The organism is Aerococcus urinae, from assembly GCF_001543175.1.
GTDB lineage: Bacteria > Bacillota > Bacilli > Lactobacillales > Aerococcaceae > Aerococcus > Aerococcus urinae.
In genome coordinates this window covers 655,410-669,744 of record NZ_CP014161.1, presented here as the reverse complement: position 1 = coordinate 669,744, position 14,335 = coordinate 655,410, and the positions used below count along the sequence as shown (strand labels likewise).

The window sequence follows — 14,335 nt, the reverse complement described above, 5'->3', positions numbered from 1 at the left end:
GAAATGAGATCTGTAAAAGTCACCAACTTTGATTACTAGCTTACATAAAAAATAAGCGAACTGACCTTTCCAATAAGAAATTATCGATTCGCTTATTATTTCATTCTGGAATTTACTACTCCAGATTTCTTTATTTTTAATCAAAGCTTATTGTATAGCTTAGGTAATTTATCTTGCATAATCCACAGAACGGGATTCACGTATTACCGTCACCTTAATTTGGCCTGGGTAATCCAGTTCGTCTTCAATACGTTTAGAAATGTCATGTGACATCTTAACGACACTTAAGTCATCCACCTTTTCGGGGTTAACAATCACACGAATTTCGCGACCCGCTTGAATAGCGTATGTCTTCTTCACACCACTAAATTCATTAGCTAGGGCTTCTAAACTTCTTAAACGTTGAATATAATTCTCTAATGATTCACTTCGAGCACCAGGACGAGCAGCTGACAAGGCATCAGCGACTTGAACAATAATGGCAATCGCAGAAGCAGATTCAATATCTCCATGGTGGGCCGCAATGGCATTAATAACGATATCATTTTCATTATATTTACGAGCGAGTTCAGTACCGATTTCGACATGGGTACCTTCTACCTCGTGGTCCACAGCTTTGCCAATATCATGTAATAATCCACTTCGCTTAGCAAGTTGTTCATCTTCGCCGAGTTCACTAGCAATAATACCAGCCAGTTTAGCTACTTCGACACTATGGTTCAAGACATTTTGCCCATAGCTGGTGCGATAGTTTAAACGTCCGACTAACTTGACTAAGTCTGGATGCATATCATGAATACCTAGGTCAAAGGTTGTCTCTTCCCCAGTATCACGAATTTTTGTATCCATTGATTTTCTAGCACGTTCAACCGCTTCCTCAATTTTTGCTGGATGAATACGTCCATCCTTAATTAGATTTTCTAAAGCAATCCGAGCAATTTCCCGACGAATCGGGTCAAAACCACTGAGTACCACCGTTTCTGGAGTGTCGTCGATAATTAAATCAATCCCAGTCAAGGCTTCAATGGTTTTAATATTCCGCCCATCTTTACCGATGATACGACCTTTCATATCATCGTTTGGTAAATCGATACGGGTTACCGAAGTATCAGCGACTGTATCGGCAGCAGATGTTTCGATTGCTTGTAATATAATTGAAGTAGCGATCTTATGTGCTTGCTCTTTATAGTTTTCTTCTGCATTTCGAATTCGTAAAGCAATTTCATTAGATAAGTTTGCTTCTGTCTCTTTCAAAATCAAAGCCTTGGCGTCTTCAGTTGTCATCATAGAAATCCGCTCGATTTCATCTTGACGTTCCTGAACCATTGCTTGGGCTTCTTCTTCTTTTTGAGAAACATTTTTTAAGCGATCTTGAATCGATTGCTCTTTAGAAAGCTGATCATTTTCCTTATTGGTAAGAACATTTTCTCGCCGATCAAGATTTTCTTCTCTTTGGAAGAGTCTTTGCTCTTTTTGAGTAATTTCTTGACGACGGTCACTTAATTCGCTTTCTACTTGATTGCGATAATCCTGAGCTTTCTCTTTTGCATCTAAAAGAATTTCTTTTCTTTTAGCTTCAGCATCTTTATTGGCTTGAGCTAAAATTCCTTTTGCAGTATTTTGCGCCTCATTACGTTCTTCTTCTTCAACATTTTGACGTCTTTTGTAACCAATTACTAATCCGACTAAAAGGCCAACAATTAAAGTAACGATAACGAAGGCAATAGTTAAACCATCCATAGTTTCACCTCCGTGTCTATTTAATTGTTTGCTTTTTTAAATAAAAAAATCATAAAATTTCAAATGCAAAGCATTTATTTAAATTTTATATTTTTTTCACATTATTGTCAATTATTCTAGAAGCGCTACCAAGAAATTCTCCCTCTGCTCAGAAAATAAAAATAAGGAAGTATTGATGGGATGAGCCTTTTATAGGCAATAGATACAGCACTTAATCTCAGCATTTATAAGAGTCACAAAAAATATTTCTAAAAAAAACTTGGCTATCACCACCAAGTTTTTGAAAAAATTATTTTATTCTTCATCATCATTAAATAAATCTAGGGTCTCATTTTCTTCATCACTTGATGAATCGTTTTTGGTTTCTTCTTTGCTTGTTTCATCCTCTGAATCGTCATCTTCAACAGCTGGTCCAAAACCATACTCTGCTCGAACCTTGCTATCAATTTCCTTAAATATGTCAGGATTTTCGGTGAGATATAGTTTGGCATTCTCGCGTCCTTGGCCAATCCGGTCATCCCCGTATGAATACCAAGAACCACTCTTCTTAATGATATCCATGTCAGCAGCTAAATCGACTAATTCACCTGCTTGAGAAATCCCTTGGCCATACATAATGTCCACTTCAGCAACCTTAAATGGCGGAGCTACCTTATTTTTTACCACTTTAATCTTGGTGCGGTTACCAATAATATCCTGACCGGATTTGATCCGTTCACCGCGTCTCACTTCTAGACGGATAGTGGAATAAAATTTTAGGGCCCGTCCCCCTGGGGTGGTTTCTGGGTTACCAAACATGACACCTACTTTTTCACGGATCTGGTTTATAAACATGGCAATGGTTTTCGTCTTATTAATGGAGCCCGATAACTTCCGTAGGGCTTGAGACATCAAGCGAGCTTGGAGGCCCACATGGGAGTCCCCCATCTCACCTTCAATTTCAGCCCGTGGAACCAAGGCAGCAACAGAATCGACAACAACAATATCAATCGCACCAGAGGACACTAAGGCATCGGCAATCTCTAGTCCTTGTTCACCAGTATCTGGTTGAGAGAGTAATAGCTCATCAATGTCAACCCCTAAAGCTCTAGCGTATTCAGGGTCTAAGGCGTTCTCGGCATCAATAAAGGCAGCAATACCACCTTGTTTCTGAACCTCAGCAACAGCGTGTAAGGCAACAGTGGTTTTCCCGGAAGATTCTGGACCGTAGACTTCAATAATTCGTCCACGCGGGTAACCTCCGACTCCTAGAGCGATATCTAAGGATAAGGAGCCTGACGGGACAGTCGAAACCTGAGTATCCGTCGATTCTCCCATTTTCATTATAGCTCCCTTACCGAAGTTTTTTTCAATTTGTTTAAGAGCCTGGTCTAAAGCTTTTTGGCGGTTTGCATCATGTGATGTACTCATTCAATATCCTCCTCGTTTATCTTTCACTCTTAGTCTAACGGCATTAAGTCAAAAAAGCAAGCAAAAACAGAACAAATGTTCTCACAACTTGTCTTGGATAAAATCTAACACAGCTTGGTAGATAACCTTTAAACGAATGGCTGAACGATTGCCATTAATGTGATAGCGTTTGACCTGGGTAGTCTGCCCTTGGCTAGCAAAACCACAATAGACGGTTCCAACCTCTTGACCTTCCATTTTATCGGGGCCAGCAACTCCGGTGAAACTAATAGCATAATCAGCCCCATAGTCCGAGCAGGTTAATTCAGCCATTTGCTGGGCACAATCCTCGCTAACCATACCCTCTTGGTCGAGAGTTGCTTGACTCACCCCAATGACATGGGCCTTGGCATATTCACTATAGGAAACTGTTGAGCCCTTAAAAATTTTTGAAGACCCTTCATGGTTGACCAATAAATGCGCTGCTAGACCACCCGTTAGGCTTTCAGCAAAAGCAATCGTTTTTCCTTCTTGGTTCAAATAATCGAATAAGGCATCCATAGGGAGATAATTATAACCGCTTCCGTAATAATAGTCACCAACGAGGTCAAGGATTCCTTCCTGGGCTTGATCTAGTAGTTTATCTGTCACTACTTTATTCTTCCCTTGAGCCGTGAGTCTTAAGGTGACTACTGATTTTGAGGCATAAGGAGCGATCGTTGGATTACTTTGCTTAGCGATCAAGTCTTCTAAACGGCTAGTTAGTTCAGCTTCCCCAATGCCAAAGAAGTTTAAAAAACGGGAGGACAGTACCTGTTTATTGGTCAAGTGTTCAAACAGGTAGGGCTTGACTTCGTTAATGAACATGGGTTCCAATTCATCTGGAAAACCTGGGAGAAAAACATAGAGACAGCCATTTTTATGAATGAGGCTACCACAGGCTTGTCCCGTTTCATTATTAAGCGATTGCCCATTTTTGAAAGTTAGGGCCATTTGGAGGTTGTTGGAGGACATGGTTTGATGGCGGTCCTGGTAGTACTGCTTTATCTGCTCTAGACAGTCTTGGTCGTAGATAAGCTCTTCATTTAAGTACTCGGCAATGGCTTGCTTGGTCAAATCATCCTGGGTCGGTCCAATTCCCCCAGAGTAAATGATCATATCGCTACGTGACTCGGCAATCTGAGTTAATTCAACTAAGCGTTTGGGATTGTCGCCCACTACCGTCTCATAGTAGTGTTCAATTCCTAGTTCATTCAGTTGTCTAGCCATAAAGGGAGCATTGGTATTGACAATTTGTCCCATAAGCATTTCTGTTCCTACCGCGATTATTTCTGCCTTCATGATTTCCTCCACTCTATTATTCCGTACTTTCAGCAATTTTTATTGTCTTATTTAAAAACTATCACTAAAGACTTGCCAATTCTTTTTAAAATAATCATAACCTGAATAGATGGTTGCTAGTAAAGCCAGGTAGAGGCAAAGCTGTCCGAGTGAAAATGGCAAGGCTTGGAAAGGAAAATCATTCATTAATAATAAAATGATCGCCAACATCTGGGTACAGGTCTTGATTTTTCCTGGCCACTTAGCTGCTAGAACCTCCCCTTCAGTCACGATCAATAGTCTTAAGCCCGTAACGGCCAATTCACGCATGACAATAATGGCAACAATCCAAGCTGACGCCTTGCCTAGAGCAATGAGCTCGATTAGAGCTGTAATCACCAACATTTTATCCGCTAGGGGGTCGGCAAATTTACCAAAGTTGGTCACTAGGTTATCACGACGGGCAATGTAGCCATCCAACCAATCAGTAAAACTCGCTACGGCAAAAATGAGAGCTGCCACAGCCAATTGAACACTCACACTTTGACTAGCAATGGTCCATGTTCCCCAATTAAAGGGAATTTCTATCAATAAAATAAATAAGGGAATCATCAAAATCCTTAGCATGGTCAGTCGATTAGGTAAATTCATTATGACAATGTCCTCCTTTAGGAAAATATCTCTTACATTATATCACGTTTTAGACAGTCAAAAAGCAATCCAGCCTAGTAAAAAAGTCAAAGAGTGAGTCACTACTAAAGTTTCCTTTCTCTTTGACTTATTTCTTAGGAGCGTACGACAAGTGCCTTTAAATAGCGATCGATCTGCATCCGGGGCACCTTTTGAATTAAATAGTTTGGATTTTGAAAAGAGATTGGGACTTTTATCCTAGCCTCTTAGTCTTCCTGTTCTTCTGGTTTTTCACTAATATTAACTGTGCGCGGCTTGCTACCGTTTTGTTCTGAGACAATGCCGCGTGCCTCCATGTCATCAACTAGGCGAGCGGCCCGGTTGTAACCGATACGAAATTGACGTTGCAGCATGGAAATCGAAACCGTTTCGCGACCCTTGACAAAATCAATGACCTCATCCCACATCTCATCAAGGTCGTCAGCCGCGCTATTCTCATTCACTTCGCTAGGCATCATCGCCTCGCTGTAGTTGGCCTCTTGCTGGTCTTTAACAAAATCAACCACGCTTTCAACCTCTTCGTCCGTAATGAAAGCACCTTGTACTCTTAAGGGTTTTCCCTCTCCCATGGGCATAAAGAGCATATCACCACGGCCGAGGAGTTTTTCCGCACCATTTTGATCGATAATTGTCCGTGAATCTGTCCCACTAGATACGGCAAAGGCAATCCGGGAAGGCACATTAGCCTTAATGATCCCCGTAATAACATCAACGGACGGCCGTTGGGTAGCTAAAATCATGTGAATACCAGCTGCCCGCGCCATTTGTGCTAAACGGGTGATGGCAGCCTCAACTTCTTTGGAAGCCACCATCATCAAGTCAGCTAATTCATCGACAATAACCACAATATAAGGCAGCAAGGCCTGTTTATCATCACTGGTCTCATTGTATTCACTCACATGGTGGTTATAGCCATCGATATTTCGCTGACCCGTTGCGGCAAATAATTCATAACGCCGCTCCATTTCCTCAACTACCTTATTCAAGGCTTGGGCGGCTTTGCGTGGATTAGTTACTACTGGAGTTAGTAGATGAGGAATACCGTTATAGACGTTTAACTCAACCTTTTTGGGGTCAATCATCATTAATTTCACTTCATTAGGCTTAGCCTTTAATAAAATGGACACAATCATACCATTGATGCAGACGGATTTACCCGAACCCGTCGACCCTGCAATTAAGAGATGGGGCATTTTCGTTAAGTCTGCCACCCGGGTGTCCCCATAGATTGACCGTCCCAAGGGAACTTCGAGTAACTTAGTGTTAGCTGGCTGGTTCTCAAAACTGTCTCTAAAGGAAACCACAGACACCTTTTGGTTAGGGACTTCAATACCAATCACTGACTTTCCTGGAATCGGCGCTTCGATCCGGATATCCTTAGCAGCTAGGGCCAAGGCGATATCGTCAGCTAAGTTGGTAATTTTAGATACCTTGGTACCGACTGCCGGTTCAATTTCATACTTGGTAACTGCCGGACCTAAATTTGCCTTAGTCACCTTGGCATCCACATTGAAACTGGCTAAGGTCTTTTCCAAAGTTTTGATGTTTTCTTTAATAATGTGGTACTCACTACTTTGATCCGTGTGGTGAATCGGATTTAAGAGGTTGACTGGAGGGAGTTTATAATCTGGATTTTCTTCTTCGGCCTCGATAGTTAAATCAGATAAATCTTCCCCATCATCCTCTTCGTCGATATCCAGGCTTAATTGGCTAGCTTGATCTTGGCTTTGACTTGCCTTTTTCTGGTCAAGGGCTGATTCTTCTTCAGATTCTACTAAATTTTGGTAGTTGGGCCCTACAATTTCCACAGCGGATTCTTGATTTTTGTCGTCATCAAGCCTGACTTCATTATTATCATCTTCCTCTGCAGCTAGCTTAGGGGAATGATTTTTCGCTAGAATTTCTGGCTGACTTTTCTTAGCCCTATTAGCCTTGGCTTCTTTACGTTTAGCGGATTTCTCCTTAGTAACATTTATAAAGCCTTGTAGCCATTGCACCGCCATTTGAAAAAGATTTTGAACACTAGAAATCATTTCTTGACCGGATATATTTAGGCAGTAAGCCAGCCAAGCTAAAGCAGCTAGGAAAATAAGTAAGTAGGTACCCCATTGGCTGAGGATAAAATAACTCACTTGATAGAGACCAGCGCCCATGATACCGCCACCAACATCGGGCTGAAAATCTCCCTTAAAACCGGCCAAAAAGTGATTTAAACTAACGGCAAATAAAGACTCCCCCTTGGCCATGACTTCTTTAAACTGGATCGCATGGCAGAGTAAAGCCAAAATGGGGACGGCTAATAGCAGAGAACTGTAAGGGCGTTTGCGCCAATTTGGCCCTTGATTGGTTAATAGATAGGCAAGGGCGGTAATGGCCACCAGGAAAAAGCCCAATAAGTAGAGCTCGCCCACAATAAAACGCATGCTGGCTTTAACAATTCGACCTAAAAAGCCCAGTTGAAAACTCCCTAGCCCGGTTAAAATTAAAATAAAAAAAGCGATAATCGCTTGTTGGTAAGTATTATTTGTTTTTTTCTTTGAACGTGTTTTTCTTTTTGCCATAGTTCCTCCCGACTCATCTCTTCTTAAGTCAATCAGTCTTCATTATATAATATCCCTCCATTTTTTTAAAGCTGGGTCTTGGCATGATCCTCTATAGAATTAATCAATTTATTAGAGGGATTATGTTAAAATAAAACAATAGGAGATGATCATATGCTAACTAGTAAACTACAAGTTCAAGGACGGGTACAAGGCGTCGGTTTCCGTTTTCACGTTACCCGCCTAGCCAATAAACTGCAACTGACCGGTACGGTAAAAAATGAGTCCGATGGCAGTGTGACTATCCAATTACAGGCAGATGAAGCCCAAAGAGATCATTTTATCACAGAGCTCCAAGATCCTAAGAATATCCCTTACGCTAGAATCGACCAGCTAAGTATCACGGGAGAAAAAGATCTTCCAGTCATGCATGATTTTCACCCCATATATTGAAAAAAACAATATTTTTCGCTAAAATTAGGGGCGTTCGACAAATCTATATTAAGGAGTGCTATTTTGAAAACAAGTCTCAAATCAAAACACTTCCAGCTGCTCAGTCTATTGGCTGCCTCTTCCTTATTCTTAGGAGGCTGCGTTAGCCGTAACCAAGACAGCTGGACTTTTCGTTTAATTGCCAGTCCAATTAACCAGTTAATCGAGTGGTTGGCCCAATTTTTCAATGGTAACTATGGTTTTGCTATTATTGGCCTAGTGATCATCATCCGCCTACTACTTATTCCACTCACCTACAAGCAACAAACCAGTTCCATTCTGGGAACAGAAAAACGCCGTTATTACCAACCTTACTTGATGAAATTCCAAGAGTTAATCCAAGGCGCTGAAACTCCAGAAGAGCAAATGGAATATACCCGTCAACAGCAAGCCTTTATGAAGGATAATAACATCTCCCTATTTGGAAATATGGGCTGTTTACCCCTGTTAATTCAGTTACCTATCCTTTCCGGGATGTATGTGGCAATCTATAATAACCAAAATATTGCCAACTACAATTTCTTTGGCTTCTCTTTAGGAGAACCCAACCTAGTTTTAACAATTATCTTTATTCTTTTATCTTTCTTACAAACCCGGATCAGCATGCAAACCATGCCTGAAGAAGTCCGCGAACAACAAGGTAAATCCATGCTATTTATGCCTCTCATGCTAGGTTTTGTTGTCTTCAACGTCCCTGCTGCGATTGGTTTATACTTAGTAACAACCACTATTTGGGGAATGCTCCAACAATTGGCCATTAATACCTTTGTTCATCCTCGTATTAAAGCTAAAGTGGAAGATGAAATGAAGGATAATCCCATTCGCTTTGACCAACATTATAAACCCAATAATTCAGTCAAAGATGTCACCCATACAGCAAATTCCTCAACTTCAGCAACTAAGCCTCATAAATCTAACCGGAATGCGGGAAAACAAAACAGAAAGAAATAAAGTTTTAAGTAAGCCTTCAAACTAAAACACCCCCTAGCTGCTAGCGCATTAAGCGAACAGTTAGGGGGTGTTTTGATGTCTTTATTATGCTAAGAGTTATCCTCATCGCGCATGACATAACCAGCACCGCGGATGGTTTGGATATACTTTTGATTCCTATTGGGATCTATTTTATTACGTAAGTAACGAATATAAACGTCCACGACATTGGTTTCAACCACACTTTGAAAACCCCAGACATCTTTAAGTAATTTTTCCCGGCTCAACACCTTATTGATATTCTCCATAAAAATTACTAATAGGTCATACTCACGTTTTGTCAAGTCTAAGACCTCTTCGCCACGATAAGCAAGATGATTTTCTTTTTCCACTAGTAAATCGCGAAAGACCAAGCGGGTCTGTCTAATGTGGTTTTCATTGGCTTCAATGGTCATACGCCTTAAAATTGAGCGTATGTGTGCTAAAAAAACTTCAATTGGAAGCGGCTTAATTAAATAACCATCAGCTCCTTGGTCCAAGGCGGACACTTGGTCAATGACCGATGAGCGCTGGGTCATCACTAGAATTGGGACCGTCATCTCTTGCCGCAAGCGGCGCATGACCTCTAAGCCATTTAACAAAGGCAAATCTAAATCAAGTAAAATCAAATCCCATTGGTGTTGATGAGCTAGTTCTAAACCCATTGGACCATCATGAGCGATTGTAGCAAAATAATTTTCACTATTTAACTCATCACCGAGGTAATGCACCCATTCTTCTTCAGCATCGATTAAAAGAATTTGCTTTTTTGCTTCCAAACCCTAACACAACTCCTTAATGCGGATTACTGCTTAACTTCCTTTTCTTCATCCCATAAGAAATGATAAGTTCCTTCTTGGTCCACTCTTTGATAGGTATGGGCCCCAAAATAATCTCTTTGTGCTTGAATCATATTAGCAGGTAGTGTAGCGGAACGATAGCTGTCATAATATGATATCGCACTAGTAAATCCAGATACCGGAATACCCGCTTGAACTGCTGCACTCACCACATCACGAGTAGCTTGTTGGTATTTAGCGGCTATTTCTTTAAAGTAATCATCTAAAAGAATATTTTCTAATTCTGGATTATTCTCATAAGCAGCCATAATTGTTTCAAGGAATTGTGCTCGAATAATACATCCCCCTCTAAAAATACTTGCAATGGCCTTATAATCTAAGTTCCAGTTGTAAGTCTTGCTTGCTTCACGGTATTCCACAAAACCTTGGGCGTAGCTCATGAGTTTAGAGAAATAGAGAGCTTGACGAATTTTTTCAATAAAGTTTTCTTTATCCTCAACGCCTTTCACTTGGCTTGGACCTTCTAAGACTTGGCTAGCACGAACACGTTCATCCTTTAAAGCAGAAATATAACGCGCGTAAACTGAGTCCGTAATGGTTGGTAGCGGCACACCTAAATCTAAGGCCTCTTGAGAAGTCCATTTTCCGGTTCCCTTATTACCCGCAGCATCAAGGATAACGTCAATCATGGGTGCTTTGGTTTGGGGGTCCTTCTTGGTCAAAATATCAGCGGTAATTTCAATCAAATAGCTGTCTAATTCGCCTTGGTTCCATTGCTTGAAGTATTGAGCGCACTCTTCCACGCTTAAGCCTAAATAATGACGCAATAAATCATAGGATTCACTAATTAATTCCATGTCCCCATATTCGATACCGTTGTGGACCATTTTGACAAAGTGACCGGCTCCATTTTCACCAATATAGGTCACGCAGGGTTTACCATCACTTGGTGCCTTAGCCGCCATGGCTTCAAGAATATCTTTCATTTCTAGATAGGCTTCTTTTTGACCACCTGGCATTAAAGCAGGCCCCTTCAGGGCACCCTCCTCACCACCAGAAACTCCCATACCGATAAAGTGGATCCCGGATTGAGCTAATTTTTCTGAACGTCGCATAGTATCCTTGAAATAGGTGTTTCCTCCGTCAATGAGGATATCCCCTTCTTCTAAAAGAGGTAAAATTTGGTCAATAAAATGATCAGTAGCCGCCCCAGCCTTTACCATAAGTAAAATACGACGGGGACGTTCAAGATGTTCAACAAATTCTTCTAACGTACGGGTAGGGACTAAGTTCTTGTCCTTGTTTTCTTCATAAACGGCTTCCATCCGTGAGGTAGTCCGATTATAAATAGCGACCGTATAGCCGCGGCTTTCAATATTTAGGGCTAAGTTTTTCCCCATTACCGCCATTCCGATTACACCAATTTGTGCTTGAGTCATAGTAGTTCCTCCTACATTCTAATAACATTCGATGAGATTGCGTCATTAGGCTTCTCATTTCAATGATAATATTATCAAAGTCTTTAGCAAAAATAAAGGCGTAGCCAGGCACTTGTTTTCATCCTTTGCTTAAGTGAAGGCTTAAGGAAATCTTTCTAAGTCCACGTTAAATGTCATAAGCCTTTATGCTATAATAGCAAAGAGATTATTGTAAGGAGCGTTATACGAATATGTCAAACTCAACTAACTGGAAAGAGCAACGCGAAAAAGCCTATGAAAAATCAGAACGAAAAAAAAGACGTAAGAAAAGATGGGGCAAATTATTCACTTGGGCCATGCTACTCGCCCTGGTTTCAGGTGTCGTTATCAGTCTGGGAGTTGCCGTTTACGGTTATTTTTTCTAAATAAGAGGTAAAAAGCTTGCCAATTGAGAGAGGCAAGCTTTTTATATTGTTCTTTTTTACGACCTTGATCGACTCGCTTATATTTTTAAAGCAGATCATCCATGGCTTCTTCCTGGGCACTCGTTTCCTCTAAGGAATGATGGTCAATTCGCTCAAAGTTAAGCTTAGCTAGGCAATTATCCACTAGGCTGTCAATATCAAGACGAGATTCATAATATTCACAGCGGTCTACTTTTGGCTTAGTACTTGGTGAAGCCGGTGCAAAGACAGTACAGCAGTCCTCAAAAGGTTGAATCGACAAATCAAAGGTATCAATTGCTTGAGCAATATCAATAATTTCTAGTTTATCCATGGTAACAACAGGACGAATAATCGGTGTTGTGGTCACGGCATTGATAGCATACATGGATTCAGCGGTCTGAGAAGCCACTTGCCCAAGGGACTCTCCATTAATAATGGATAAGGCATGATATTGGTCACGTATCCGGTCAGCCACCCTTAGCATCATCCGCCGGGTAATGGTCATTAAATACTCACTAGGGATATGCTCCTTAATCGCTTCTTGAATTTCAGTAAAAGGCACTTCAATAAAATCAATCCACGAACCGAATTTAGTCAACTTACCTGCTAATTTTTTCGCCTTTTCTAGGGCTTGAGGACTGGTATAGGGTGGTGAGGCAAAGTGGATGGCAATGGGTCTAACCCCACGTTTCATGGCTAAGTAACCCGCCACTGGAGAATCGATTCCCCCAGATAACATGAGTATCCCACGGGAACTGGTGCCCACCGGTAAACCGCCGATCCCTTTAATCCAGTCTGCAGACACCACAAAGTCCTTGAAGCGCACCTTGACCCGGACAGTCAGGTCGGGCTTTTTCATTTTAACTTCTAAATCAGGAAATTCTTCCATCAGATAAGCTCCTAATTCCCGGTTAATAGCATTGGTGTCCATATGATAATTGTGGTCGGAGCGCGAAGTAGCGACCTTGAAGCTATGAATTTCCCTTTCATTTAATTTTTCTTCCACCACTTGCTTGGCCACTTCTTTCAACAGGTCAAAGTCGCGGTCAATTTCGTAGACGGGACTGTAACTTTGGATACCAAAAATATATTGTAAGCGATCAATGACGATTCCCTTATCGACCCCATTAAGCTCAATAAACATGAAATCGAACTGTTCACTCACCTTAACCTGTGGATAGTCGGAAAAAATTTGGCGGATATTTTCAGCTAAACGATTTATAAAACGGCGTTTATTTTTTCCTTTAACTGATAATTCGCCATAGCGAATCATGATTTTAGTTTCCATAAGACCTCCTATTGGATCACAGTAAATTTTTGACGTAATTCTTCAAAAGTGTCAACAAAGCGTTGAGCTTCTTCTACAGTATTTTCAAAGCCAAAACTTAGACGAATGGCCGAATGAGCCCAAGAGCCATCAACGCCCATGGCTAGTAAGGTCGATGAAGAATGACCGGTTTGCCGGCTGGAACAGGCGCTGGTGGTGGACACATAAATGCCCTTTTCTTCCAAAGCGTGAACCATCACTTCTCCACGTACCGCCTTTAAGGCAAAGCAGAGCACATGGGGAGAGGCGCCTGATTCAGGAGAAAAAATCCGAATGGTATCAGGATATTGTTTGAGGTAATCTCTGATTAAAGTCTGGATGGCTTCTTGGCGCTGATTTTCTTCTTGGGCCCGTTCTAAACTTAACCGGAAGGCCTTGGCTGTTGCCACAATTCCGGGTAAGTTTTCGGTTCCACTTCGTAGATTTGCTTCTTGGCCGCCACCTTCTACTAAATTCTTCAAAGTCCGATTTTTCTTTTTGTAGAGAATCCCCACTCCCCGAGGCCCATTAAATTTATGGGATGAGAAGGAGTAAAGGTCGACACGAGAATGGATGAGAGGATTTTCAAAGCGTCCCAAACTTTGGACGCCATCGACATGGAAGTGGATAGTGGGAAAATCGGTTAAAATTTCAGCAATTTCCTTGATCGGTTGGATGGTCCCAATTTCATTATTTACGGCCATGATGGAAACCAGAATCGTATCTGGTCGTAAGGCGGCCTGAAGATCCTTGGAATTTACCCGTCCTTCCTTATCAACGGGTAAGTAAGTCACTTCAAAGCCTTCTTGTTCTAGCTCTTTTAAAGTATGGCTAACTGAGGGGTGTTCAACACTAGAAGTAATAATATGTTTGCCCCGGCCAGCCTTTTCATAGGCAGTCCCTTTGAGAGCCCAATTATTGGATTCGGTTCCTCCACTGGTAAAAAAGATTTCCTCAGCCTGACAGCCACAGAGTTCTGCGATTTGTTGACGGGCTTTAGTAAGCAGGGCTTTGGCTTGGTTACCTAGGTCATGCAAGCTGGAAGGGTTGCCGTAATAATTCTCCATAGTCATCACCAGGGACTTTAAAGCGGCAGGATCAATTTTAGTTGTTGCACTATTATCAAAATAAATGATTTCTGACATGATTACTCCTTTATACACGGTCAAAATAGTGACTGCTAGTCATTCAATCAATGGATAAAAAGCAAAAGTGCATCAAATCA

General features: G+C 41.3%; 12 protein-coding genes. 3 read left to right on the top strand and 9 right to left on the bottom strand.

Annotation, left to right across the window (positions count from 1 at the left end; all coding sequences use genetic code 11):
* Positions 1–168: 168 nt before the first annotated feature.
* The 5 genes from rny to AWM73_RS02955 form a co-directional block, all read right to left on the bottom strand.
* Positions 169–1,740: a ribonuclease Y gene (gene rny / locus AWM73_RS02975; protein WP_060778021.1), complete on the bottom strand. Its 1,572-nt coding sequence runs from the start codon at positions 1,738–1,740 to the stop codon at positions 169–171.
* 294 nt (positions 1,741–2,034) lie between these two features.
* Complete coding sequence (gene recA, locus AWM73_RS02970) at positions 2,035–3,150, bottom strand: recombinase RecA (protein ID WP_060778020.1); 1,116 nt, start codon at positions 3,148–3,150, stop codon at positions 2,035–2,037.
* An 81-nt stretch (positions 3,151–3,231) separates the two neighbouring features.
* Positions 3,232–4,470 carry a competence/damage-inducible protein A gene (locus AWM73_RS02965; protein ID WP_060778019.1) on the bottom strand — a complete coding sequence of 413 codons (1,239 nt, stop codon included), beginning with the start codon at positions 4,468–4,470 and terminating at the stop codon, positions 3,232–3,234.
* 51 nt (positions 4,471–4,521) lie between these two features.
* On the bottom strand, positions 4,522–5,100 hold the full coding sequence (gene pgsA, locus AWM73_RS02960) for a CDP-diacylglycerol--glycerol-3-phosphate 3-phosphatidyltransferase (protein WP_060778018.1): 579 nt from the start codon (positions 5,098–5,100) through the stop codon (positions 4,522–4,524).
* A gap of 245 nt (positions 5,101–5,345) precedes the next feature.
* Entirely contained in the window at positions 5,346–7,700 is a 2,355-nt protein-coding gene (locus AWM73_RS02955) for a DNA translocase FtsK (protein ID WP_060778017.1), read from the bottom strand.
* Between the two features lie 153 nt (positions 7,701–7,853).
* On the opposite strand from AWM73_RS02955, the gene AWM73_RS02950 reads away from it, so the two are divergent.
* Both AWM73_RS02950 and yidC read left to right on the top strand, forming a co-directional pair.
* Entirely contained in the window at positions 7,854–8,132 is a 279-nt protein-coding gene (locus AWM73_RS02950; protein ID WP_060778016.1) for an acylphosphatase, read from the top strand.
* Positions 8,133–8,195: 63 nt separating this feature from the next.
* The gene (gene yidC, locus AWM73_RS02945) at positions 8,196–9,122 is read left to right on the top strand and encodes a membrane protein insertase YidC (RefSeq protein ID WP_060778015.1); all 927 of its coding nucleotides are present in this window, start codon (positions 8,196–8,198) and stop codon (positions 9,120–9,122) included.
* An 89-nt stretch (positions 9,123–9,211) separates the two neighbouring features.
* Here the strand turns inward: yidC and AWM73_RS02940 are convergent, their stop codons facing one another.
* Both AWM73_RS02940 and gndA read right to left on the bottom strand, forming a co-directional pair.
* Entirely contained in the window at positions 9,212–9,919 is a 708-nt protein-coding gene (locus tag AWM73_RS02940; protein ID WP_013668854.1) for a response regulator transcription factor, read from the bottom strand.
* Positions 9,920–9,945: 26 nt separating this feature from the next.
* Entirely contained in the window at positions 9,946–11,379 is a 1,434-nt protein-coding gene (gene gndA, locus AWM73_RS02935) for an NADP-dependent phosphogluconate dehydrogenase (protein ID WP_060778014.1), read from the bottom strand.
* Between the two features lie 230 nt (positions 11,380–11,609).
* Here gndA and AWM73_RS02930 point away from each other — a divergent pair, with 230 nt between their 5' ends.
* A complete protein-coding gene (locus tag AWM73_RS02930) occupies positions 11,610–11,783 on the top strand; it encodes a hypothetical protein (RefSeq protein WP_060778013.1) in 174 nt (57 codons plus the stop codon).
* Positions 11,784–11,868: 85 nt separating this feature from the next.
* On the opposite strand, the gene thiI is transcribed toward AWM73_RS02930, so the two are convergent.
* Positions 11,869–13,092, bottom strand: coding sequence for a tRNA uracil 4-sulfurtransferase ThiI (thiI, locus tag AWM73_RS02925; RefSeq protein WP_060778012.1), 1,224 nt, complete (start codon positions 13,090–13,092; stop codon positions 11,869–11,871).
* 8 nt (positions 13,093–13,100) lie between these two features.
* Complete coding sequence (locus AWM73_RS02920; protein WP_060779052.1) at positions 13,101–14,246, bottom strand: cysteine desulfurase family protein; 1,146 nt, start codon at positions 14,244–14,246, stop codon at positions 13,101–13,103.
* Between the last annotated feature and the right edge of the window lie 89 nt (positions 14,247–14,335).

What these genes read in the sequence shown, in the direction of transcription:
- AWM73_RS02930 (WP_060778013.1), top strand. Translation starts at nt 11,610, where the DNA reads ATGTCAAACTCAACTAACTGGAAAGAGCAACGCGAAAAAGCCTATGAA.
- AWM73_RS02955 (WP_060778017.1), bottom strand. Translation starts at nt 7,700, where the DNA reads ATGGCAAAAAGAAAAACACGTTCAAAGAAAAAAACAAATAATACTTAC.
- thiI (WP_060778012.1), bottom strand. Translation starts at nt 13,092, where the DNA reads ATGGAAACTAAAATCATGATTCGCTATGGCGAATTATCAGTTAAAGGA.
- gndA (WP_060778014.1), bottom strand. Translation starts at nt 11,379, where the DNA reads ATGACTCAAGCACAAATTGGTGTAATCGGAATGGCGGTAATGGGGAAA.
- pgsA (WP_060778018.1), bottom strand. Translation starts at nt 5,100, where the DNA reads ATGAATTTACCTAATCGACTGACCATGCTAAGGATTTTGATGATTCCC.
- rny (WP_060778021.1), bottom strand. Translation starts at nt 1,740, where the DNA reads ATGGATGGTTTAACTATTGCCTTCGTTATCGTTACTTTAATTGTTGGC.
- recA (WP_060778020.1), bottom strand. Translation starts at nt 3,150, where the DNA reads ATGAGTACATCACATGATGCAAACCGCCAAAAAGCTTTAGACCAGGCT.
- AWM73_RS02965 (WP_060778019.1), bottom strand. Translation starts at nt 4,470, where the DNA reads ATGAAGGCAGAAATAATCGCGGTAGGAACAGAAATGCTTATGGGACAA.
- AWM73_RS02950 (WP_060778016.1), top strand. Translation starts at nt 7,854, where the DNA reads ATGCTAACTAGTAAACTACAAGTTCAAGGACGGGTACAAGGCGTCGGT.